This is a genomic window from Rhodanobacter sp. Soil_C_14 (genome assembly GCF_057657335.1).
In genome coordinates, this window is sequence record NZ_JBDGIQ010000006.1 from 129116 (window position 1) to 149522 (window position 20407).

At 66.6% G+C, this 20407-nt stretch carries 23 protein-coding genes; 12 read left to right on the plus strand and 11 right to left on the minus strand.

The window, feature by feature from the left end:
• Positions 1-2 precede the first annotated feature (2 nt).
• Positions 3-236 (minus strand): hypothetical protein, encoded by a 234-nt coding sequence (locus AC3A56_RS14740; protein ID WP_056714559.1) that lies wholly within the window; start codon positions 234-236, stop codon positions 3-5.
• 148 nt (positions 237-384) lie between these two features.
• On the opposite strand from AC3A56_RS14740, the gene AC3A56_RS14745 reads away from it, so the two are divergent.
• On the plus strand, positions 385-1491 hold the full coding sequence (locus AC3A56_RS14745) for a PA0069 family radical SAM protein (protein WP_487770830.1): 1107 nt from the start codon (positions 385-387) through the stop codon (positions 1489-1491).
• 24 nt (positions 1492-1515) lie between these two features.
• Here the strand turns inward: AC3A56_RS14745 and AC3A56_RS14750 are convergent, their stop codons facing one another.
• Genes AC3A56_RS14750 through AC3A56_RS14765 form a run of 4 tightly spaced genes read right to left on the minus strand, consistent with a single transcriptional unit; the run spans position 1516 to position 4477 of the window.
• Positions 1516-1689: a glycine zipper domain-containing protein gene (locus AC3A56_RS14750; RefSeq protein ID WP_487770831.1), complete on the minus strand. Its 174-nt coding sequence runs from the start codon at positions 1687-1689 to the stop codon at positions 1516-1518.
• 40 nt (positions 1690-1729) lie between these two features.
• Positions 1730-3202, minus strand: a complete 1473-nt coding sequence (locus tag AC3A56_RS14755) for a hypothetical protein (protein ID WP_487770832.1) — start codon at positions 3200-3202, stop codon at positions 1730-1732.
• Complete coding sequence (locus AC3A56_RS14760) at positions 3199-4092, minus strand: ABC transporter ATP-binding protein (RefSeq protein WP_487770833.1); 894 nt, start codon at positions 4090-4092, stop codon at positions 3199-3201. The genes AC3A56_RS14755 and AC3A56_RS14760 overlap by 4 nt, the downstream gene beginning before the upstream one ends.
• Position 4093: 1 nt before the next feature.
• Complete coding sequence (locus AC3A56_RS14765) at positions 4094-4477, minus strand: GntR family transcriptional regulator (RefSeq protein ID WP_056714545.1); 384 nt, start codon at positions 4475-4477, stop codon at positions 4094-4096.
• A 185-nt stretch (positions 4478-4662) separates the two neighbouring features.
• Here AC3A56_RS14765 and AC3A56_RS14770 point away from each other — a divergent pair, with 185 nt between their 5' ends.
• The gene (locus AC3A56_RS14770; protein WP_007809783.1) at positions 4663-4842 is read left to right on the plus strand and encodes a hypothetical protein; all 180 of its coding nucleotides are present in this window, start codon (positions 4663-4665) and stop codon (positions 4840-4842) included.
• A gap of 88 nt (positions 4843-4930) precedes the next feature.
• On the opposite strand, the gene AC3A56_RS14775 is transcribed toward AC3A56_RS14770, so the two are convergent.
• The 3 genes from AC3A56_RS14775 to AC3A56_RS14785 form a co-directional block, all read right to left on the minus strand.
• The gene (locus AC3A56_RS14775; protein WP_487770834.1) at positions 4931-6988 is read right to left on the minus strand and encodes a S9 family peptidase; all 2058 of its coding nucleotides are present in this window, start codon (positions 6986-6988) and stop codon (positions 4931-4933) included.
• An 81-nt stretch (positions 6989-7069) separates the two neighbouring features.
• Positions 7070-7984 (minus strand): patatin-like phospholipase family protein, encoded by a 915-nt coding sequence (locus tag AC3A56_RS14780; protein WP_487770835.1) that lies wholly within the window; start codon positions 7982-7984, stop codon positions 7070-7072.
• A 100-nt stretch (positions 7985-8084) separates the two neighbouring features.
• Positions 8085-9101, minus strand: coding sequence for a class 1 fructose-bisphosphatase (locus AC3A56_RS14785; RefSeq protein ID WP_487770836.1), 1017 nt, complete (start codon positions 9099-9101; stop codon positions 8085-8087).
• A 184-nt stretch (positions 9102-9285) separates the two neighbouring features.
• Between AC3A56_RS14785 and AC3A56_RS14790 the strand changes: the two genes are divergently transcribed.
• From AC3A56_RS14790 to AC3A56_RS14835, 10 genes are all read left to right on the plus strand, one after another.
• Positions 9286-9894: a DJ-1/PfpI family protein gene (locus AC3A56_RS14790; protein ID WP_056762932.1), complete on the plus strand. Its 609-nt coding sequence runs from the start codon at positions 9286-9288 to the stop codon at positions 9892-9894.
• A 10-nt stretch (positions 9895-9904) separates the two neighbouring features.
• Complete coding sequence (locus tag AC3A56_RS14795; RefSeq protein ID WP_056762935.1) at positions 9905-10087, plus strand: hypothetical protein; 183 nt, start codon at positions 9905-9907, stop codon at positions 10085-10087.
• Complete coding sequence (locus AC3A56_RS14800; RefSeq protein WP_487770837.1) at positions 10087-10491, plus strand: GFA family protein; 405 nt, start codon at positions 10087-10089, stop codon at positions 10489-10491. The genes AC3A56_RS14795 and AC3A56_RS14800 overlap by 1 nt, the downstream gene beginning before the upstream one ends.
• A gap of 30 nt (positions 10492-10521) precedes the next feature.
• Positions 10522-11151, plus strand: a complete 630-nt coding sequence (locus AC3A56_RS14805; RefSeq protein ID WP_487770838.1) for a glutathione S-transferase family protein — start codon at positions 10522-10524, stop codon at positions 11149-11151.
• A gap of 60 nt (positions 11152-11211) precedes the next feature.
• Entirely contained in the window at positions 11212-11916 is a 705-nt protein-coding gene (locus AC3A56_RS14810; RefSeq protein WP_487770839.1) for a helix-turn-helix transcriptional regulator, read from the plus strand.
• A gap of 380 nt (positions 11917-12296) precedes the next feature.
• A complete protein-coding gene (locus tag AC3A56_RS14815; protein ID WP_487770840.1) occupies positions 12297-15323 on the plus strand; it encodes a TonB-dependent receptor in 3027 nt (1008 codons plus the stop codon).
• Between the two features lie 193 nt (positions 15324-15516).
• Positions 15517-16290 carry a helix-turn-helix domain-containing protein gene (locus tag AC3A56_RS14820; RefSeq protein ID WP_487770913.1) on the plus strand — a complete coding sequence of 258 codons (774 nt, stop codon included), beginning with the start codon at positions 15517-15519 and terminating at the stop codon, positions 16288-16290.
• A 39-nt stretch (positions 16291-16329) separates the two neighbouring features.
• The gene (locus AC3A56_RS14825; protein WP_487770841.1) at positions 16330-18117 is read left to right on the plus strand and encodes a DUF885 domain-containing protein; all 1788 of its coding nucleotides are present in this window, start codon (positions 16330-16332) and stop codon (positions 18115-18117) included.
• Positions 18118-18193: 76 nt separating this feature from the next.
• Positions 18194-18586 carry an MbcA/ParS/Xre antitoxin family protein gene (locus AC3A56_RS14830; RefSeq protein WP_200946045.1) on the plus strand — a complete coding sequence of 131 codons (393 nt, stop codon included), beginning with the start codon at positions 18194-18196 and terminating at the stop codon, positions 18584-18586.
• A gap of 90 nt (positions 18587-18676) precedes the next feature.
• Positions 18677-19378, plus strand: a complete 702-nt coding sequence (locus AC3A56_RS14835) for an RES family NAD+ phosphorylase (RefSeq protein ID WP_487770842.1) — start codon at positions 18677-18679, stop codon at positions 19376-19378.
• Between the two features lie 98 nt (positions 19379-19476).
• Here AC3A56_RS14835 and AC3A56_RS14840 read toward each other — a convergent pair whose 3' ends face one another.
• Genes AC3A56_RS14840 through AC3A56_RS14850 form a run of 3 tightly spaced genes read right to left on the minus strand, consistent with a single transcriptional unit; the run spans position 19477 to position 20361 of the window.
• Positions 19477-19689 carry a hypothetical protein gene (locus AC3A56_RS14840; protein ID WP_487770843.1) on the minus strand — a complete coding sequence of 71 codons (213 nt, stop codon included), beginning with the start codon at positions 19687-19689 and terminating at the stop codon, positions 19477-19479.
• Between the two features lie 9 nt (positions 19690-19698).
• Complete coding sequence (locus AC3A56_RS14845) at positions 19699-20085, minus strand: PspC domain-containing protein (RefSeq protein WP_487770844.1); 387 nt, start codon at positions 20083-20085, stop codon at positions 19699-19701.
• Positions 20086-20088: 3 nt separating this feature from the next.
• Positions 20089-20361: a PspC domain-containing protein gene (locus AC3A56_RS14850; protein WP_487770845.1), complete on the minus strand. Its 273-nt coding sequence runs from the start codon at positions 20359-20361 to the stop codon at positions 20089-20091.
• Between the last annotated feature and the right edge of the window lie 46 nt (positions 20362-20407).

A 20407-nucleotide genomic window follows, 5' to 3' on the forward strand; every position in this document is an offset into this window, starting at 1 on the left:
CGTCAAGGACGCTCATGCCGGAGTGGCGGCTTGCCCTCGCGCAGACGCTTGAGGTCGTACTCGGACAAGCTGGCTTCCCGTGTGTTGCCGGCGATGCGGGCGTGGACGAAGGCCAGCGTGCTGGCGAACACCCCGAGCAGTCCGACCAGCATCCAGAAACCCCACGCGCCGGCACTGTGGCGGGTGAAGCAGAGCACGAAGGCGAATACGGTGGAAATAAGCAGCAACCAGCGCATGGGCACGACCCGGCAAGTGGATGGAGCGTCGCTCCCACGGCGACGGACGGGCAGATCATAGCGCCGCCCATGCGCGCCGGGCGCGCGTGGAATCACAGCTTGACGCGGTGTCGCCACGATTGAGATTCCGGCACGCCACACTGCCCGGATGAGCTCGCCATCACCACCCGACTCACCCTGTGCCCCGCGTGCGCACAAGGGGCGCGGCGCCGCGTCGAATCCCGAAGGCCGCTTCGAACACGTCCGCCACCAGGCCGAGGATGACGGCTGGCAGGGTGCGCTGCTGGACGAGGATGCGCCGCGCCCGCGCACGGAAGTCACCGACGAGCGCGCGCGCAGCGTGATCAGCCGCAACGACTCGCCGGACATCGCCTTCAGTCAGGCGATCAATCCGTATCGCGGCTGCGAGCACGGCTGCATCTACTGCTTCGCGCGGCCCTCGCACAGCTATCTCAACCTGTCGCCGGGTCTCGACTTCGAGACGAAGATCCGCGCCAAGGGCAACCTGGCCGAGATGCTGCGGGCGGAACTGGGCAAGCCCGGCTACGCGATCAGCCCGATCAACATCGGCAGCAACACCGACCCCTACCAGCCGATCGAGAAGCGCTGGCGGTTGACCCGCGCCGCGCTGGAGCTGCTGGCCGAATGCCATCACCCGTGCACCATCGTGACCAAGAACGCGCTGGTCGAGCGCGACCTCGACATCCTGGCGCCGATGGCGCGCGAAGGACTGGTGCAGGTCCTCGTCTCGGTCAATTCGCTGGACAACCATCTCGCCGCGAAACTCGAACCGCGCGCCAGCGCGCCGCATCGGCGGATCAAGGCGATCCGCAACCTGGCCGAGGCCGGCGTGCCGGTCGGCGTGCTGGTGGCGCCGATCATCCCCGCGTTGAACGACAAGGACATGGAAGCGGTGCTGGCGCAGGCCTTTGATGCCGGCGCGCGCAGCGCCGGTTACACCACGCTGCGCCTGCCGCACGAACTGAAATCGCTGTTCCGCGAATGGCTGGCGCTGCATGCGCCGCAGCGCGCCGAACACGTGATGAGCCTGGTGCAGCAGATGAACGGCGGCCGCGACTACGACAGCGACTTCGCCACCCGCATGCGCGGGCAGGGCGTGTTCGCCGATCTGCTGCGCCGCCGCTTCGAGCTGGCCTGCCGCCGGCACGGCTTCGGCCGTGCCCGCGAGCTGCAACTCGATACCTCGCGCTTCGTGCCGCCGCGCAAGCCGTCGCCGCAGGGCGAACTGTTCTGACCCGCGCGCGGGGTCGCGGCGAACCTATTTCTGCTTCGGACGCGTGCCTTCCCATGCGGCACCGAGCGCGACGCCGATGGCGATGCCCAGGGCCAGCTTGTCCAGGGCAATGCCGATCGCCACGCCCAGCGCGATGCCGGTCGCCATGCCGACACCACGATGTCGTGGCGGTTTTGACGAATCTTTCTGGTCGCTCATGGAGGTTCTCCGGCAAGTGCTGGAAAGGTCAGGCAGTGCGTCAGCCCGCCAGGAAGGGATGCGGCCGACGCATCAGTCCGTGCCAGCCGCGTCGGCCCAGCCAGGCCATCGCCGCACCGAGCAGCAGCCAGCCCGCCACCAATAGCGGTAACCATGGCGCGATCCCGGCGACGGGATCGCGGCCCCAGGCCAGTGCGGGCAGCACCAGACTCAGCGCGGTCAGCACGAACGAGACGGCCAGCAGCAGCCCTGCGCTCCAGACGGTCAGGGCGCGGCCACCCAACAGGTTGAGCAAGGTGGCCGCGGTGACCGCCGTCGCGCCGAGCTGGGCCAGCAGCAGGAAGGACAGCATCGCGGCATGGCTGCTCCAGCACAGCATGACCACGCCGATCAGCAGCATCAGCAACGCATGCAGGCGCAGCGGCAGGCCCAAACCGGTGCGCACCAGCAGCTGCCTGGCGTGCCCGGCATCGCCCATGCCCGGCAACAGCGCCAGCAGGGAAAGCTCGCCGCTCGCCATTTGCCAGCGCTTGCGCAGCCACAACAGGCTCAACGCACAGATCATCGGCCCGGCGATCATGCAGAGCGAGGCAAGGCTGCCGATCAGGCTGCCTTTCACCAGGCCGGCGACCGCCTCGTCGTGCCGTCCCAGCTGGTTGAGCAGGATGATGGCCAGCAACGGCAGCGCGATGATGCCGAGCAACAGGCCGAGCTGCCTGGCGTAGCTGCGCGCGGTTTGCGGCAAGTACCAGCCGCCCAGCGCCACTCGCAGCGCCTTGCGCGGGGTCGCGGGGCCGGCGCCGTCGAGATCGACGGTCGGCTGCAGCCAGTCCGGCCGCTGGCGCAGCTGGCGCTGGTCGCCGATGTGGTTCCAGTAGCCCCAGCTGCCGCTGCGGAACTGCAGCACCATCGGCGAAGTCCAGCCTTGCGGCTGGCTGCTGCCGGCATGCAGCAGCTGTCGCCAGCGCCAGGCACAGACGAGCAGCAGGAACACGGCGAGCACCAGGGCAGCATCGGTGAAGCGCGGGTCATTCAGGCCGGGCAGGTCGAAGCGGCGCCACAGCGTATTGACCAGTGCGGGCGTCATGCCGATCAGCACCGCCAGGTAACGCGGCATCAGCGCGAACGCCAGTCCGCCGACGCCGAGCAGGGCCAGCAGCACCGTGGGTGCGAACACGGGCAGGCCCGACAAGGCCAGTGCGGCCACTGGCACGGCGATACCCAGCACGCCGTACGTCGCCAGGCTGGCAGCGATCTGCGGTTGCACACCGGGCACGCGCATCTGCCTGGCGTCGATCGCCAGCAACAGGCCGAGCGGCAGGAAAAAGGCCCACAAGTAGAACAGGCCGGCGCCATACAACGCCACCGCGCCGTCCCACTCGCCGGGTTTGCCGGCGAACAGGCCGACGGCAAGCGCGCCAGCGCTGCACAGCACGAACATCGCGACCGCCGACCAGCGCAACGAGCGATGCGCCGAACGCCAGGGGATCTGCAACAACAGCTGGATGTTCATTCGGCGATCTCCACGAACAAGTCCTCCAGACCCAGCGCATCGACGCGCGCGCCGGCCAGGCTGGCAGCTTCCGGCCAGTGGCCGTCGGTGTCGCGCTCGACCACCAGGCTGAGGCTGCCGTCGTCGTGGCGGCGGCGGCTGAGGCAATCGGCCGGTGCCGCCGCGCTCATCCGTGCCGGCAGCCACAAGCGGCCGTAGCGTTCCTTGGTCTCATCGACACTGCAGCGCATCAGCAACTTGCCCCGATGCAGGAACGCCACTTCCGAGGCCACGCGTTCCAGGTCCGACACGATATGGGTGGAGAACAGCACGGTGGTGCCGGACTCGCCGGCGCGCAGCGCCACCTCGCGCAGCAGTTCGCGGCGGGCGACCGGGTCGAGCGCCGCGGCCGGTTCGTCCAGCACCAGCAGTTCCGGTTGCGAAGCCAGCGCGCGGATCAGGTCGACACGCTGGCGTTCGCCCGGCGACAGCTTCGCCAGCAGCCGGTTCGGCTGGATCTGCCAGCGTTCCAGCGTGTTCCTGACGAAGGTCTTGTCCCAGCGCGGGTAGAAACGGCCGACGAAGTCGAGCATCTGTTCCGCGGTGAGCCAGGCCAGCGCCTCGGGCTGCTGCGGCACATAGGCGATGCGCGACTTGGCGTCGTCGCCGAGTGCCAGCGCCGGTTCGCCGAATACCGTCGCGACCCCGGCCATCGGTTCGAGCAGGCCCAGCATGATGCGGATCAGGGTCGACTTGCCGGCGCCGTTGCGGCCGATCAGGCCGAGCACGCTGCCCGGTTCCAGCGCCAGGTCGACGCCGTTCAGCGCATTGCTGCCTTCGTAGCTGTGGACCAGGCCGCACACCGCGAGCAGGGCGATGGTGGATTCCGTTTCACTCGGCATCGCGTTCATTTCATTCTCCCAGCAGTTTGGTCAGGCGCCGCAGCACCGGCGCGGCGGGCAGTTCGAGTTCGTGGGCATGGCGCGCCAATGCCTGCAATTGCGGTTCGAGCAGGGCCAGCCGTTGGCTTTCGCTTTGCGCGGCCTTGCGCGTGGCGATCACCGCCATGCCCTTGCCGCGCAGGCGCTCCACCAGGCCCTCGCTTTCGGCAATGCCGTAGGCGCGCGACACGGTCATCGGGTTGATCGCATGGAAGCCGGCGACGTCGCGCACCGACGGCAGCAGTTCACCATGGGCGAGCTGGCCCCCGGCAATCAGCCGGCGCAGCTGTTCGACGATCTGCCGATAGATCGGCTCGCTGGCGGTCGGTTGAACGGTGAGCAGGGAGGCATCCATGTGTATCAGTACAGCAATACACATGGAGCCTGTCAACAATGACTTCCGACCTGGTCGGCCGGTGGCCTGCCTCTTGCCGGGGAGCGCCTCAAGCCTTCTTCACGCGCCGATGAAGTCCGATCGGCTGCAATGCGGCCATTCGTCGAGGCGTGTACGCCGCGGCGACCTGCACCAGGGAGGCACCGATGTCCTCGTTCGCGCTCTACCTGATCGGCATGATCGTCGTCATCGGCGGTCTGGTCTACATCGCCACGCTGCTGCACGTGCCCAACCAGTGGATCATCGGCGGCGCGGTCGTGCTGGTCGGCGCGGGCATCCTGGGCGCAGTCACCAAGACCCGCAGCAAGGACCCGCCCGAGCATTGACGGCGAGGCGTGACAAAGAAAGAGCGGGCCGATCGGCCCGCTCTTTTCATGTCAGTCGGTTCATGCTGGTCGGCTCATGCCGTTCGGTTCAGCGGCTGGCCGGCAGGTACTTGTCGAACCAGCCCAGTGCCCGCTGCAGCACGTCGCGCTGGTGGGCGGGGTCGACGAAGTGGTGGCCTTCGTTCGGGTACACCACCAGTGAGGTCGGCACGTCCTGCGCGCGCAGCGCATGCCACATCTCGAACGATTGCGGCGCCGGGCATTCGGCGTCGCGGTCGCCGACCACGATCAGCATCGGCGTCTTCACCTGCTTGATGAAGTTGATCGCCGAGCTTTTCGCGTAGACGGCCGGGTCGTCGTAGACGCTGGCGCCGAAGAACGGCGGCATCCACTGGTCGATCAGGTTCTGGCCGTAATAGCTCTGCCAGTTCGAGATGCCGGCGCCGGCCACCACGGCGCGGAAGCGCTGGGTCTGGGTCGGCGCGAACATGCTCATGAAACCGCCGTAGCTCCAGCCGGTGAGGCCGAGCCGCTGGTCGTCCACCGGAAACTTCTTCTCCACTGCATCGACCCCGGCGAGGATGTCGCGCAGGTCGCCGTAACCGAAGTCCTTGCGGTTGGCCTGCACGTATTTTTCGCCCTGGCCGAAGCTGCCGCGCGGATTCGGCTGGAACACGAAATAACCCAGCGCGGACAGCGGGGCGGCACCGTAACCCACGCCGGGCCAGCGCGGGATCACCGCACTGGCCGGGCCGCCGTGCACCACCACCACCATCGGATAGGTCTTCTTAGGATCGTAGTGGGCCGGGTACAGCAGCCAGCCCTGCACGTGGAAGCCCTCGTTGTTCCACTCCACCGATTCGGCCTTGCCCCAGGCCGGTTTCAGCGCGGCGTTGAACGAGGTCACCGCCGGCGGCGCCGCCTTGCCCAGCGCGCCGGCGTGCACCTCGGTGGCGCGGGCGTACGAGCTCTGCAGGAAGGCGACGTGCTTGAGATCGGCGGACAGCGACATCGCCATTGAGGCGCTGCCGTCGCTGATGCTGGCCGGCACGGTGAAGTGCACGCGCTGCTGCTGCGCGCCCGTGGCGGATATCGCGTAGTCGGCCAGCTGGCTCTGGCCGTTGCTGACCTGGCTGACCAGCATCGACTGCGGCGAGGTCCAGAGCAGCCAGTTCGGCGTGACCTTGATGCCGGGCGTGAGGTTGACCAGCGCACCGCCGGCGGCGGGCACCGCGTAGATGTCGCCGCCGGTGGCGCCCTGGTCGCTCATCAGGCCGCCGATGAAGGCGATCCGCGAGGCATCCGGCGACCAGCACGGCAGCGCGATCTGAAGATGCTGCAGCGAGCCGCTGGCGGCGTCGGCCGGATCGACCAGCACGGTTGCGGTGGCGTCCACCTGAGCGGGTTGCACGTAGAGCTTCGCGATCCACCAGTTGTTGTCGCCCGGCGGCAGCGCGGCGGTATAGGCGATGCGCGAGCCGTCCGGTGACCAGTCGAACTCGTACGCGTACATGTTGGCCGGCGTCAGCTCGCGCAGCGTGCCGCTGGCCACGTCGAGGCTGGCCACGCGCTGCACTTCCACCCCGGTCACGCCGATCTCGCCGGCGGCCGGTTTGGCCGCGGCGGTGGCGCTGGCGTGGCGGGTGGCGCCAGCCACGTAGAGGAAGCCGAGCGACTTGCCGTCATCGGTCCACTGCAGCGCGCGCACGTAACCCTTCAGCTCGGCCAGCCGCGCCGGCGCGTCGTGGCCGGTGGTGTCGGCCAGGTAGATGGCGTTCTGCATCACCTTGGTGCTGGTGAGGTCGACGTTGCAGTTGGAGACGAAGGCGAGATGGTGCGAATCGGGCGCCCAGGCGATGCCGGATTCGGCGCAGCTGCCGGACCGCGCGGCGGCGGTCACCCGGCGCGCATGGCTGCCGTCGGCATTCGCCACCTCGATCGCCGGCTTGCCGTCGCGCTGGATCACCCAGGCGAGCTGCTTGCCATCCGGCGAGATCGCGGTGGCCTGGATCGACTGCGCCTTGCCCAGTTCGCTCAACACCTGCTCGATGCGCGGATCGACCTCGGCCGTGGCGGCGAAGGCTTGCGGTGCCAGCGCGAGAGTGAGCAGCGACAGCGGGACGATCAGGCGTGAGCGTTTCGGCATGGGAGGGATTCCGGCGTGGGGAATCCCGAAGCTACAACCCGGTGCCACGCACGCCAAGTGCAGGACGGCATGGCGACCGGATCAGTGCTGCGCAGCGTTGCTGCCGGCGGCCTGGCGCGCCGCGGCCATGGCGGCCAGCTTTGCCCGGATGTCGGGGATCGCCGCCAGCGCGGCCTTCTCGCCGGCCAGGATGGCCTGGTTCTTCTGCTCGAAATCGGTCGGGCCGATGCCGCGCAGGTCGGGCCGGATCACCACCTCGGCGCGCGCGCTTTCCTGCGCCGCCAGTTGCCGCCCCATGATGTCGATCGACTGGCCCACGATGCCCATCATGTCCTGCGGGTTGCTGCCGTCGGGCGCGGCGGAGATGTCCACCGCGATCACGAAATCGGCGCCGAGCTGGCGCGCCGCGTCGACCGGGATCGGGCTGACCACGCCGCCGTCGACGTAGTGCTTGCCGTGGATCTCCACCGGCTCGAACACGCCGGGAATGCTGGACGATGCGCGCACCGCGCGGCCGGTGTTGCCGCGCACGAACACCGTGCGCGTGCCCGTTTCCAGTTCGGTCGAAACAGCGGCGAACGGCATCTTCAACTGTTCGATCGGCTGCTTGTGCACCAGCTGGTTGACGTAATCCTGCAGCGCCTGGCCCTGCACCAGGCCGCCGGAGAACAGCCGCACGTCGCGGATCTTCGCCTCGTCGAGACCGAATGCGGTCTGCTGCAGCGCGAACGCGTCCATGCCGCTGGCGTACAGCGCGCCGACCACGCTGCCCGCACTGGTGCCGGCGACCACGTCCGGATGGATGCCGCTGGCCTCCAGCATCTTGATCACGCCGATGTGGGCGAAGCCCTTGGCCGCGCCACCGCCGAGCGCGAGGCCGATCTTCAGCTTCACCGGCGCCACCGGCGGGGCGACCACCGGCGCGGGTTTGCTGGCGTGCGTGCAGGCACCGAGCAGGAGCGTGGCGAACAGTGGCAGCAAACGGCGGAAGGGCATGGGCATCGGTGTCGGAAGATTCTGATCTGCTCCTCCCCCTGCTGGCGGGGGGAGGTTGGAGGTTGCCCCTCCCCTGCAAGCAGGGGAGGGAGCAAGAAGGTCAGCCTTGGGCGGCGTCGGCTTCCTGGTGGTAGCGCGTGGCCAGTTCGACTTCTTCCTTCGAACCGAGGAACACCGGCACGCGCTGGTGCAGGCCGGTGGGCTGGATCTCCATGATGCGCTGGCGACCAGTGGTCGCCGCGCCGCCGGCCTGCTCGATGATGAACGCCATCGGGTTGGCCTCGTACATGATGCGCAGCTTGCCGCCCTGCTTCTCGATCTTCGCGTCCAGCGGGTAATAGAACACGCCACCGCGGGTCACGATGCGGTGCACGTCGGCCACCATCGAGGCGACCCAGCGCATGTTGAAGTCCTTGCCGCGCGGCCCGGTCTTGCCGGCCAGCAGTTCGCCCACGTAACGCTGCATCGGCGGCTGCCAGTGGCGCTGGTTGGACATGTTGATGGCGAACTCGGTGGCCTGCTCCGGAATGCGGATGGCGCGCCGGCTGAGGACGAAGCTGCCCACCTCGCGATCCAGCGTGAATTCGTGGGTGCCGTGGCCGAAGGTCAGCACCAGCACGGTGGCCGGGCCGTACACCACGTAGCCGGCGGCGAGCTGGGTGGTGCCCGGCTGCAGGAAGTGCTCGGCCTTCGGCTCGGTCACGCCGTCCGGGCAGCGCAGCACCGAGAAGATCGTGCCGACCGAAATGTTCACGTCGATGTTCGACGAGCCATCCAGCGGATCGAACAGCAGCAGGTGCTGGCCCTTGGGATAGCCGTCCGGAATCTGCTGCGGGTCTTCCATCTCTTCCGAAGCGCAGGCGGCGAGATGGCCGCCCCAGGCATTGGCTTCCAGCAGGATCTCGTTGGAGATCACGTCCAGCTTCTTCTGCGCCTCGCCCTGGATGTTGCCCGTGCCGGCCTCGCCCAGCACGCCGCCCAGCGCGCCCTTGCCGGTGGCCACCGCGATGCGCTTGCAGGCGCGCGCGACCACTTCGATCAGCAGCGAAAGTTCGGCATTGATGTGGCCGGCGCGGCGTTCCTCGATCAGGAACTGGATCAGTGAGACAGGCTTCATGTCGGGTCCATGGCGTGGGGGACGGGCATTGTCGCATTTGTTTTGAGCGGGGAACGGGGAAACGGAGAAGAGCAGCGCCCGGGAGCGTGAAGCCTGGCGATCCCGCTTTTGTTCCCCGCCCTGCTGACAACACGTTGGCAGCAGCCCCCCGGCAAGCTGTCCCTCCAAGGCGGAGGACCAAGACATGCGCGATACGGTTTATTTCCTGGTGTTCGAGGGTTTTGCCGACTGGCAGGCGGCGCTGGCCCTGTGCGAAATCCGCCGCCCCGGCGACTGGGAGGTGCAGACGGTGGGCTTCAGCCGCGCCCAGGTCACCTCGATGGGTGGGCTGTGCGTGCAGCCGGAGCTGACGCTGGATCAGCTGGACGACGCGCGCGCCGCGATGCTGATCGTGCCCGGCGGCCATCTGTGGCAGCGTGGCGAGGGCGCGCCGGCGGTGGCGGCGATGCGCCAGTTGCACGCGGCCGGCGCGGTGGTGGCGGGCATCGACAGCGGCATGCTGGCGCTGGCCCGCGCCGGCCTGCTCGACGATTGCCGTCACACCGGCAACTGGTCGGGGCAGATCGCCGCGCAGGTGCCCACCTATGCTGGCGCGGAGCAATACGACGCCGAGGTGCTCGCGGTCAGCGACGGCGGCGTGATCAGTGCCAGCCACCTGGGCAGCGTGGAATTCGCCCGCGAGGTGATCCGCACGCTCGACCTGTACGGCCCCACCGATCGCGATCACTGGTATCGCCTGTTCAAGCACGCGCAGCTGCCGCCCTGGTGCGTCGGCGAAGCCATGGCGGCATGAGGAGGTCGCGATGAACAAGATCCTGCAACGCACCCTGATGGCCTATCGTCCGCTGTACCTCAATGGCCTGCTGCTGGACGGCCAATACCGCTTGCCGAAAGCGAACCCGACCGGAGCCAGTGGCGCGACGCCGCGGCGCCAACGCGCGCTGCTCGCCGCACTGACCCACACATTCCATCACCGGAGCAAATGATGATCAGGACTTATCACGGAAGTTGCCATTGCGGCGCGGTGCGCTATGAAGCCGACATCGATCTCGCCGCCGGCACCGGGCGTTGCAACTGCTCGATCTGCACCAAGACGCGGCAGTGGGGCGTGATCGTCAAGCCCGCGGCCTTCCGGTTGCTGAGCGGCGAGGACGCATTGTCGGACTATCAGTTCAACACCCGCAGCGCCCACCACCTGTTCTGCCGGCATTGCGGCGTGCGCTCGTTCGGCCGCGGCCATATCGCGGAAATCGGCGGCGACTACGTATCGATCAGCCTGGCCTGCCTCGATGACGTCGAACCGCAGGAGTTGATCGAGGCGCCGCTGCGCTTCTCCGACGGTCGCCACAACAACTGGATGTCCGCACCGGCCGAAACGCGGCATCTCTGAAACTTTCCACCCGTTCGCCAGGAAACCACGATGAGCGAGCCACGCGTCAGCTTCTTTCATTCGCCACAAAGCCGCTCCGCCGGTACCCGCGCCCTGCTCGAGGAACTGGCTGCCGACTACGAGTTGCACGTGCTCAGCCTGAAGGCCGGTGAACAGCGGCAGCCGGCGTATCTGGCGATCAACCCGATGGGCAAGGTGCCGGCGATCCATCACGACGGTGCCCTGGTCACCGAGCAGCCGGCGGTGTTCATCTACCTGGCCGACCTGTATGCCGAAGCCGGGCTGGCGCCGCCGATCGGTGATCCGCTGCGCGGCCCGTACCTGCGCTGGCTGGTGTTCTACGGTTCGTGCTTCGAACCGGCGGTGACCGACAGATCGCTGCAGCGCGAGCCGGCGTCGACGTCGACCTGCGGCTACGGCGACTACGACACCATGCTGAAGACCGTGGTCGACCAGCTGGAAAAGGGACCGTACCTGCTGGGCGAGCGCTTCAGTGCGGCGGACGTGTTGTGGGGCACCGCGTTGAACTGGACCACGATGTTCAAGCTGGTGCCCGAGCTGCCGGTGATCCGGGCCTACATCGACCGCTTGCTGGCACGGCCTGGCGTGCAGCGTGCCGCCGCGCTGGATGCCGAACTGGCGGCCGCCCAGGGCGCGTGATGCGATGAGTCGTGACGTTCGACGCTGTTCGCCGTCATCGTTCCCGGGGATGATGTGCGAATGCGTCGAGCGGACCGGCTATTCCTCATCATTCACGCGCTGCGCGGTCGACGTACCGCACTGCAGGCGCGATCGCTGGCGCAGACGCTGGGCGTGTCGCTGCGCACGGTCTATCGCGATGTCGCCGACTTGCAGTTGTCCGGCGTGCCGATCGAGGGCGAGGCCGGGGTCGGCTACGTCCTGCGCAAGGGTTCGGACATCCCGCCGCTGATGTTCAACGCCAGCGAACTCGAGGCTCTGGTGGTCGGCTCGCGCTTCGTGCGTGCATTCGCCGGCACCCGGCTGGCGGAAAACGCGCAGACGGCGCTGCTGAAGATCGAGGCGGTGCTGCCGCCGGAACTGCGCGAGCGCGCCAGTCGCACGCGCATCTTCGCCCCGGTGTGGCGCGACCAGTATCGCGACGATTTCGCCGCCCTGCTCGATCAGCTGCACGCGGCCATCGTCGGCAACCAGGTGCTGCGGATGGCCTATCGCGACGAAGGCGGCAACCCCAGCACCCGCGAGATCGAGCCGCTGTGCCTGTCGTTCTGGGGCGGCAAGTGGACCCTGGGTGCGTGGTGCCGCATGCGCGGCGATTTCCGCAATTTCCGCCCGGACCGGATCGCCGAGAGCGCGGCCAGCGGCGAGGTTTTCATTGAATCCGACCAGCGCAATCTGGCCGCCTATCTGCGCGCGGTCGGTGTCGGTGAGCCGGACCTGGGCTGAGCCATCCCGGGGCCTGATCTGGCGCAAACGATAGAAGACCAGGCGCAGGGCGGGCACTGCCCGCCCTGCGATGCTGATCGCCGCCGCCACCCACCTGCAAATTCCGTTCGCGCTGAGCGTAGCTTGCGACAGGCAAGCGGAGTCGAAGCGCACGCCATACCCGGAATCTGATCCGACGGAACGCCAGAAGTCCGAACGCAATACTGAATCCGGGACCGGATGCAGATGGCGGCGCATTGTGCTGATCTTTGCACTGCCTGTGCACGATTGCTTCAAGACAGCGCCCTGGGGCCAGCCCATGATCGCCACTATCATCGCGCCTTGGCAGTGGGGGGGGCCGCTTCCATCGCGCTGTACAACCAGCCAGAACGGGGAAACTCATGTCAGATCATTTTCGCAAAGTGACCGGAAAGGAGGTTGCCGGCTCGGCCTGGCGGCGCGCGGCGATACGGCCGCTTCGTCGTCACCTGCTGACGGCGGCGGTGATTCTGGCACTGGGTTGCGGCAGCCAGGTGCAGGCGCAGTCGATCACCGGCGGCCTGCATGGCAGCGCCCCCGCAGCAACCGGAGTCACGGTCGAGGTGACGCGCGCAGCGACCGGCTATGCCAACACTGTCACCGTCGATCAGGGCCGCTACAGCCTGGACTACCTCGCGCCCGGCGACTATGGGGTGCGCGTTTTGCAGAACGGTCAGACCTTGGGCGAATACACGGTGCGGGTCCAGCCCAATACGTCGGCCACCGTCCCGTCGGTTGCGGACGATGTCACCAACCTGCAGGGCGTGAGCGTCAATGCCCGGGCGTTGGCTACGGTCATCACGCCGATCGACGTCAGCACGCCACAGCTGTCGCAGATCTACAGTGCGGACCTGATGCATGACCTGCCGGTGTCGCAGACCAGCATCTACGCGATCGCCAACATCAGCTCAAGCGTCAACGCCGGCGTGCGCGGCTCGTCGTATCCGCAGGTCGGCGGCGCCAGCCCCACCGAGAACCGCTACTACTTCAACGAATTCGATACGTCTTACGACATCACCGGTGCCGGTGCCATCGTGTTTCCGCAAGAGGCGGTCGAGAGCACCCAGTTCGTGCCCGGCAGCAGCAGCCTCGAATGGACCAGCACCACCGGCGCGGTAACCTCGGCCACCTTGCGCCAGGGCAGCAACGACTTCCATGCCGGTTACACGCTGAATTTCACGCCGCCAAGCTCCAGTCTGCTGAACCCGGCAAGCAAGGACTCGTTCAATTCGGCAGGACAGCACTATCTGTACCAGTCCGACAACAGCTCGGGCGCGTCGGCGAGCCATTTCCTGTGGGCGTCGGGTGCGCTGGTCAAGGACCGTCTGTTTTACTTCGCCATGTTCGGCGACTCGCCGCCATCCCGGTCGACCACGTACAGCGCCACCGAGCGTTCAAGCAATTCGTCGCGTACCAAAAACCTGCTGTTGAACGTGACCTGGAACATCACCAACGACCAGTCGCTGAACGTGGCCGGTTACAAGACCCAGACCTTGTCCTCGTACAACGCCTACGCCATGGCCACGCCGTACGAGCCGTCGTCCGCGTACGGTGCGCCGGCCTGGTCGGGCCTGGATTCGCGCCAGAAGCTGCTGATCGGCAACTACCACTGGCGCATCAGCGACAACCTCAGCATGCGCCTGATGGCCGGCAGCATGCGCTTCAACTATGTGGGCAGCAGTGAGAACAGCGACAACCCGTACGTGTCGTTCTACGACGGCAGCACCGGCGTCACCACCCAGCTCAGCGGCGGCTCCAACGACCTCTACGCGCAGTACAACTATTACTACGCCAAACGCGGCTTCAAGGGCGACTTCGTGTGGACGCTGGGCGACCACGAATTGACCTTCGGCGGCGAAAAATACAAGAACATCTACCACTACCAGCCGGCGACCAATCCGAACGGCAACTGGTCATACGACTATGAACCCGATTACCCGGGCTACTACTACGGCAACGGCGTCTACGTGCCGGCCGACGGCAAGATGCTCTACACCACCGAATACGCCACCGGCGGTACCTTCGATTCGGTGCAGAAGGGCTATTACGTTTCCGATACCTGGCAGGCGACGAACAACCTGGTGGTGGCCGGCGGTGCGCGACTGGACCAGATGAGCAACATGGCCGCCGATGGCCAGTCCTTCCTGCGCATGAACGTGGTCTCGCCGCGGCTGGGCCTGGCCTGGGACGTACATGGCGACAGCTCGCTGAAAATCGGCGCGAATGCCGGCCGCTACACGCTGCCGATGCCGTCCAACCTGAACTACCTCATCGCCTCGCCGTATACCTACAAATACACCTATTACTCGTATACCGGCATCGACCCGCAAACCCACCAGCCGATCGGCGCGGTGCAATTGGGGCAGCCGTTCGACTACAGCCGCCCGGCGCCCTCGCTGGAAACCCTGGCCAGCCGCAATATCGAAAACACCAAGCAGAACGAGTTCCAGGTCTACGCGCAACAGCAGCTCGGGCCGTCATGGTCGGTGCTGGCGCGGGCGGATGCGCACATCCTGACCAATATCATCGATCAGACCTGCGATACCTCCGGCGTCATCACCGATTACGTGCGCGCGAACGGACATCCGAATTATCCGGGCCTGGCCGGCGGTTGCATCGAGTTCAATCCCGGCCGGTCGATCGTGTTGCGCGACGACCTGGACGGCACCGGCACCTCGTCCAACATCACCATTCCCGACAGCTATCTGCAGATGCCCAAGGCGCGGCGGACTTATTACGGCATGACGCTGGAACTCAACCATGCGAAGTCCGATGCCGAGCCGTACTTCCTCAGCGCCAGCTACAGCTGGGGCCACCTTTACGGCAACAACGACGGCTACACCAACCTCAGCCAGACCACCACGCCGCAACCGGGCACCAGTGGCAACTACATCTTCAAGGAATTCACCGACGGCTTCGGCGGCAACCTGGCGGCCGACATCCGCAACAACCTGGTGCTTTCCGGCGTCTATTACTGGAAAACCGGGCTGAACATGGGTGCGGTGTTCAGCGCCAACACCGGTGCCGCCTTCAGCTGCCTGGGCGTGTACCCGGACCAGAGCAATACGGTCGTGTCGGGCTATGGCGCGGTCACCCATTATTGCGGCGGCAAGCTGTCGCCGGTAGGCAGCACTTGGCGCGCGCCGACCTACATGCGGCTGGACCTGAATCTCGGCTACGACCTGGACCTGGGCCAGGCCGGCGAGCTCAGTCTCGACTTGCGTGTCACCAATGTCACCAATCGTCGCGTCGTCACCAGCCGTTACATGGTGGCGGACCAGGGATCGTTCGACAGCAGCGGCACGCCGGCGCCCAATACGTACTTCAGGGCGATCAACGGCTGGCAGGCACCGCGGGCGACCTTCCTGTACCTGCGTTACAAGTTCTGAAAGCCGACACGATGACGCCACGCGATGCATGGCAGAGCCTGCGGCGCGGTCGCCGGAGTTGCTGGCGGTTGACTCGCGCCGGCGTTTGCCGATACAACAAAACATGCACGTAAAAGCCATGGCGCGCGCGGTGAATTTCCCGTCCGCGCCATCCAGCCAGAAACGCCGCCAGCAGGCACCTCGGGGTGGCGTCATCACGCTCCCGCTCACGTCCGAGCTTCCGTCGAGCGTCGAGCCGGCTTGCCTGGAGGCGCTGTTCGACTCGGTCCCGGACGTCCTGTTTTTCATCAAGGACCGCGGCGGGCGATATACGCACGTCAACCTCACCATGTTGCGGCGGCTCGGCCTGAAGTTGCGCAGCGATGTCATCGGCAAGCGCGTGGGCGAGGTCTACCCCAGTGGCCTCAGTGCCGCCTATGGACGTCAGGACGACCGGGTTCTGGCCGGCGACGTGATCGAGAACCTGCTGGAAGTGCATATCTTTCCCGACCGCACGCCGGGCTGGTGCCTGACCTGCAAGCGACCGTTGATCATCGATGGCGAAATCGTCGGCGTGATCGGCATTTCGCGCGACCTCGGGCAGCCGGAGAGCCGAGGGCCGCGCTACGAGAAGCTGCGGCTGGCGTTGAACCATCTGAACCTGCATTACGCGGAAACCGTGCGCATGCAGACGCTGCTCGATATCACCGGCTATTCGTCATCGCAGCTGCACCGTTATTTTCGCAAGGTGTTCCAGCTGACGCCGCAACAGGTGCTGACCCGTCTGCGCATGCAGATGGCGATGCATCTGCTACGTGGCAACGAAAGCATCGCTCGCATTGGCCAGGCTTGCGGCTTCAGTGACCAGAGCGCCTTTACCCGGCAGTTCAGGGCCACGGCCGGCATGGCTCCGCGCGACTACCGCGTGTTGGCCAATGCCCAGATGCCCGGCCGACGGCACAAGGAAGAACCACTTGCCCTGGCTTGACGGCCACCCACGCCGCACGCCTTACCCGGGAGACGAATCGTGAAACACGTACTGGCCACCCTCTGTGTTGTTGTGTCGTTGCTGGCGCCGCTGGCGCACGCCGGGACCATGGACGACCAGTTTGCAGCCATCTACAAGGCGGAGTGGGCCTGGCGCACCGGGCAGGCCGGCATCAGCGCCTCGGGCGAGGCTCAGCCCAACAATGGACGGCTGGACACCGTGGACGCGGCCAGCCAACAACGACGACTGGATCATTGGCAGAGCGTGCTCAGGCAACTGGACGGCATTGACCCGACCGCACTGTCGCCCGCCGAGCAGGTGAATTTCGCCATCTACCGCCAGCAGATCGGCAACTTCGTCGCCAACCAGCGCTTCAAGAACTGGCAGATGCCATTCAACAGCGATTCGGCATTCTGGTCGGATATCGGTTACCAGCTGGGTGGCGGCCGCTTGCGCACGGCGGACGACTACGGCCGATACCTCGATCGGCTGGGCCAACTGCCGGCGTATTTCGACCAGCAGATCGCGAACATGCGCGCCGGCCTGAAACGAGGCTTCTCGGTGCCGCGCGAGGTGCTCGATGGGCGCGATGTGTCGATCGCCGCGGTGGCCGGGCTGAAGGACCCCACCCAGAGCAGCTTCTACGCGCCGTTCAAGCAGTTGCCGGCCACGTTCCCGGCCGACCAGGCGCAGGCGTTGCGCGGCCAGGCGCTGCAGCGCATTCGCGATGAGGTGATCCCCGCCTACGGCAAATTGCTGCGCTTCTTCCGCGACGAATACGTGCCGCAGGCGCGCACCACGTTGGCGGCCGAAGCGTTGCCCGATGGCAAGGCGTTCTACCGGCAGCAGATCCGCGAATACACCACGCTCGACCTCGATCCCGACCAGATCCACCAGACCGGCCTCGACCAGGTGGCGCAGATCCACGCGCAAATGCTGGAGGTCATCAAGGACACCGGCTTCAAGGGCAGCTTCGCCGACTTTCTGCAGTTCCTGCGCAGCGACCCGCAGTTCTACGCAAAATCGCCCGAAGAGTTGCTGATGCGCAGCGCCTGGGTGGCCAAGGAAGTGGACGGCCAGATGGCCAGATACTTCGGGCACCTGCCGCGCCAGCGCTTCACCATCGTGCCGGTGCCGGCCGACATCGCGCCGTACTACACCTCCGGTCGCGGTGGCCCGGACGAATACATGGTCAACACCTATGACCTGCCGTCGCGGCCGCTGTACAACATGCCCGCACTGACCCTGCATGAGTCCTATCCGGGCCACGCGCTGCAGCTGGAGCTGGCCGACGAGCAGCACGGCCAGCCCGCGTTCCGCCGCAACAGCTACATCTCCGCCTACGGCGAGGGCTGGGGCCTCTATTCGGAATATCTCGGCAACGAGATGGGCATCTACAAGACCCCGTACCAGCGTTTCGGTTACCTCACCTACCAGATGTGGCGGGCCTGCCGGCTGGTGGTCGACACCGGCATCCATCACCTGGGCTGGAGCCGGCAGCAGGCGATCGACTACCTCACCGTCAACACCGCGTTGTCCGCTCGCGAGATCGCCAACGAAGTCGACCGCTACATCAGCTGGCCCGGCCAGGCGCTGTCGTACGAACTGGGCTACCTGAAGATCCGCGAGCTGCGCGCGAAGGCGGAGCAGGCGCTCGGCGCGAAGTTCGACATCCGCCATTTCCACGACACCGTGCTGTCCACCGGCTCGGTGCCATTGCCGGTGCTGGAACAGCGCATCGACCGTTTCATCGCCGCCGGCGGTCCGGAGCCGGATTACGGCTGCGACTGTGCCGCAAAGGCGAAGGAGCAGCCGTCGGGACCGTGAGCCGGCACTGGTCAAACATTGACCAAAGCTTCCCTTGTAGAGTAAATTGCATGTCAACTTTACAAGGAGAGTGACCGTGCTGGCCCAGTCGCTGCCTGAAAACACTCCTGACGCGGACCTCGGTGGTCCGGCGTTGCGCGCGTTCTTCCGTCTCGCCGAACACTGGAAGCTGCGCATCGCCGATCAGCGCAAGCTGCTCGGCGATCCGCCGGAATCGACCTTCTACAAGTGGAAGCGCCAGCAGGATGGTGCCCCGGGACGCGACACCATCGAGCGGATCAGCTACCTGCTCGGGATCTGGAAGTCGCTGCAGATCCTGTTTCCCGAACCGGCCCAGGCCGACGCCTGGCTGCACAAGCCGAATACGGCGTCGCTGTTCGGCGGCCACTCCGCGCTGGAACGCATGCTGTCGGGCAATGTCGCCGACCTGTACGTGGTGCGGCAGTATCTGGACGCGCAGCGCGGCTGAAGCGGTGACGGGCGTCGCGGCGAGCGAGACGGCGATGCCGCACGCTTTGCGCCTCTCCCTGCAGGCAAGGAAGCACTTCCAGGAACCCTGATGCCAAACGAGTTGCCGCCCCTCAAACGCGTCCGCTGGAGCCAGGCGTATCGCATCGTGCCCAGCCGCTTCCCGCCGGTCGGGGTGTACGACCGCATTGCCGACCCGGCCGACATGGACGCGGTGTTCGCGATCGAGGCATTGACCAATCCGCGCCTGCGCGAGGAGATCGACGCGCTGAAGCTGGTGCCGAAGGCGCATCGGGTCAGCGGCCCGGGTTCGACGCCGGTGATGGCGGCGTTCACCCATCTGAATCCGGAAGGCAGCCGCTTCTCCGATGGCACGTGGGGCGTGTTCTACGCGGCGCACAGCGTGGCCACCGCGGTCGAGGAAACGGTGTATCACCGCGAGCAGTTCATGGCCGCGACCAGCGAACCGCCGTGCGAAATGCAGATGCGCTGCTATCGCACCAGCGTGGACAGCAAGCTGCACGACCTGCGCGGTGGCTGGCCGGCGGAACAGGCGGCCGACAGTTACGTGGCCAGCGTGGCGCTGGCACGCAGGCTGCGCGATGCCGGTTCGCCCGGCATCGTTTTCGACAGCGCCCGGCATGCCGGCGGCGAATGCATCGCGGCGTTCTTCCCCGACGTGGTCGCGCCCTGCGTGCAGGCCAGGCACCTGGTCTACCGCTGGGACGGCACCCGCATCGCCCAGGTGCTGGAGGTGAGCGAGCTCAAGCGGTCCGGGCCGAACAAGTCGTAACAGCGCCGATCGTCGCGGAGTGGGCACGATCGGCTTCCGGGGCGGGTGCCGAAGGCGACCTGCCGTTTCCCCCGGTCGCGCCGCGGCCTTGCTCGCGTCTACAGCTTCTCGAATTCCCGTTTGAGGTCGTAGCCCTTGTCGGTCACGATGCGTTCCAGCGTCCTCACGCGCTGCTCCAGCGTGTCCATGCGCGCCTGGTATTGCGGGTCCTCGCGCGGCTGGACCTGCTTGAAGCGCAGGTGGTCGCGGACGATGCGCGCGCCGAAGACGACGATGATGATGCTCAGTATGAAAAATTGACCGTGGTCCATCGTTGATTCCTAGTGTTCCAGATCGCGAAATTGGCGGTCGAGATCGCGTCGAGGCGAAGTGACGTAGCCTTCCATGTGCTGCAAGTTGCTGTCCAGCTCGCGCCGGCGATGGCGTCGCTCGCGGAAGCCGTCGCCCGCCGGGTACCTCACGCTGCCCCAGTACGCCTCGTCGACATCGTGCCGCATGTCCGTCCTGGCGGGCAGCAGGAAGCCGAGAACGAGATACACCGCCAGCGTCACCACGCCGAACCAGAACAGCGCGATGACCGCGACGATCCGGACCAGGGTGACGTTGCAGCCGAGCTCGTCCGCCACGCCCGCGCACACGCCGATGAGCCTGCCGTGGCGGGGATCGCGATGGAAGCGCTGCGCGCGCCCGTAGTCGTCGCGTGCCATGGCTCAGCTCCGGTGACGCGTCGATTGCCAGTAGCTGCGCTCGTCGCCGTCGCCGCAGTAACGCAGCGGTCGCTCCGGCATGACCAGCGCGGCGACGACGTAGGCCACCACGGCGGACACCGGGAAGCACCAGGCCAGCGCCAGCGCGCCGGCGCGGGTCAGCCATACCGGCCAGTCGAAGCTTTCGGCGATGCCGGTGCATACGCCGAGGACCAGGCCGCGTTCCGAATCGCGATGGAGCGGGCGTCGACGATCTCCGTCCCGTGTAGCGTTCATGCCTTGTCTCTCCAGTGGGGTGTTTGGGTATCCGGATGGCTTCCGG

Bases quoted from the DNA above. Each gene is read 5' to 3' on its own strand.
- AC3A56_RS14740 (WP_056714559.1), bottom strand. From the start codon at position 236: ATGCGCTGGTTGCTGCTTATTTCCACCGTATTCGCCTTCGTGCTCTGC.
- AC3A56_RS14745 (WP_487770830.1), top strand. From the start codon at position 385: ATGAGCTCGCCATCACCACCCGACTCACCCTGTGCCCCGCGTGCGCAC.
- AC3A56_RS14750 (WP_487770831.1), bottom strand. From the start codon at position 1,689: ATGAGCGACCAGAAAGATTCGTCAAAACCGCCACGACATCGTGGTGTC.
- AC3A56_RS14755 (WP_487770832.1), bottom strand. From the start codon at position 3,202: ATGAACATCCAGCTGTTGTTGCAGATCCCCTGGCGTTCGGCGCATCGC.
- AC3A56_RS14760 (WP_487770833.1), bottom strand. From the start codon at position 4,092: ATGAACGCGATGCCGAGTGAAACGGAATCCACCATCGCCCTGCTCGCG.
- AC3A56_RS14765 (WP_056714545.1), bottom strand. From the start codon at position 4,477: ATGGATGCCTCCCTGCTCACCGTTCAACCGACCGCCAGCGAGCCGATC.
- AC3A56_RS14770 (WP_007809783.1), top strand. From the start codon at position 4,663: ATGTCCTCGTTCGCGCTCTACCTGATCGGCATGATCGTCGTCATCGGC.
- AC3A56_RS14775 (WP_487770834.1), bottom strand. From the start codon at position 6,988: ATGCCGAAACGCTCACGCCTGATCGTCCCGCTGTCGCTGCTCACTCTC.
- AC3A56_RS14780 (WP_487770835.1), bottom strand. From the start codon at position 7,984: ATGCCCTTCCGCCGTTTGCTGCCACTGTTCGCCACGCTCCTGCTCGGT.
- AC3A56_RS14785 (WP_487770836.1), bottom strand. From the start codon at position 9,101: ATGAAGCCTGTCTCACTGATCCAGTTCCTGATCGAGGAACGCCGCGCC.
- AC3A56_RS14790 (WP_056762932.1), top strand. From the start codon at position 9,286: ATGCGCGATACGGTTTATTTCCTGGTGTTCGAGGGTTTTGCCGACTGG.
- AC3A56_RS14795 (WP_056762935.1), top strand. From the start codon at position 9,905: ATGAACAAGATCCTGCAACGCACCCTGATGGCCTATCGTCCGCTGTAC.
- AC3A56_RS14800 (WP_487770837.1), top strand. From the start codon at position 10,087: ATGATCAGGACTTATCACGGAAGTTGCCATTGCGGCGCGGTGCGCTAT.
- AC3A56_RS14805 (WP_487770838.1), top strand. From the start codon at position 10,522: ATGAGCGAGCCACGCGTCAGCTTCTTTCATTCGCCACAAAGCCGCTCC.
- AC3A56_RS14810 (WP_487770839.1), top strand. From the start codon at position 11,212: ATGCGTCGAGCGGACCGGCTATTCCTCATCATTCACGCGCTGCGCGGT.
- AC3A56_RS14815 (WP_487770840.1), top strand. From the start codon at position 12,297: ATGTCAGATCATTTTCGCAAAGTGACCGGAAAGGAGGTTGCCGGCTCG.
- AC3A56_RS14835 (WP_487770842.1), top strand. From the start codon at position 18,677: ATGCCAAACGAGTTGCCGCCCCTCAAACGCGTCCGCTGGAGCCAGGCG.
- AC3A56_RS14840 (WP_487770843.1), bottom strand. From the start codon at position 19,689: ATGGACCACGGTCAATTTTTCATACTGAGCATCATCATCGTCGTCTTC.
- AC3A56_RS14845 (WP_487770844.1), bottom strand. From the start codon at position 20,085: ATGGCACGCGACGACTACGGGCGCGCGCAGCGCTTCCATCGCGATCCC.
- AC3A56_RS14850 (WP_487770845.1), bottom strand. From the start codon at position 20,361: ATGAACGCTACACGGGACGGAGATCGTCGACGCCCGCTCCATCGCGAT.